General features: G+C 71.6%; 1 protein-coding gene. It reads right to left on the reverse strand.

Annotated features, from left to right (window positions below; all coding sequences use genetic code 11):
* Positions 1–843: glutamate synthase-related protein (locus KBX53_RS34505; protein WP_247676626.1), on the reverse strand; the 843-nt coding region annotated here is incomplete at both ends.

Here is an 843-nt window from a genome sequence, read left to right on the forward strand (position 1 = left end):
GCATCGCGCCGACGCTGCGGTGCTCGTTGCGTACCGCCACCTCGACCCGCACCGGCGCGCCCTCGGACAGCGCCGGGCGGGCCAGCGCGATCAGCTCGTTGTCCAGCGCGTGCTCCAGGCCGTGGTCCTGCGCCCGGACCCCGCGCCGGGCCGCGCCGGCCGGCAGTTCGGGCAGGTGCAGGACGGGTGCCAGGTCCAGTCCGTGCGCCTTCCAGTGCGTCACCGCCGGGGCGACGTCGAGCAGCTCGGACTGCCCGATCGCCTCCTCGATGGACCGGAAGCCCAGCTCGGCCAGGTACCCCCGGACCTCCTCGGCGAGGAACAGGAAGAAGTTCTCCACGAACTCCGGCTTACCGGTGAACCGCTCCCGCAGCACCGGGTTCTGCGTGGCGATGCCGACCGGGCAGGTGTCCAGGTGACACACCCGCATCATCACGCAGCCCTCGACGATCAGCGGCGCGGTCGCGAAGCCGAACTCCTCCGCGCCGAGCAGCGCCGCGATCAGCACGTCCCGGCCGGTCTTGAGCTGACCGTCGACCTGCACGGTGACCCGGTCACGCAGCTTGTTGAGCAGCAGCGTCTGCTGGGCCTCGGCCAGCCCCAGCTCCCACGGGGTGCCGGCGTGCTTGAGCGAGTTCAGCGGAGACGCGCCCGTGCCGCCGTCGTGCCCGGAGATGAGGATGACGTCGGCCTTCAACTTGGCCACGCCGGCAGCGACCGTGCCGACACCCACCTCGCTGACCAGCTTGACGTGCACCCGGGCGGCCGGGTTGACGCACTTCAGGTCGTGGACGAGCTGCGCCAGGTCCTCGATCGAGTAGATGTCGTGGTGCGGCGGCGGGG

Origin of the sequence: Micromonospora sp. M51, from assembly GCF_018070305.1 — a bacterium.
Taxonomy (GTDB): domain Bacteria; phylum Actinomycetota; class Actinomycetes; order Mycobacteriales; family Micromonosporaceae; genus Micromonospora; species Micromonospora parva.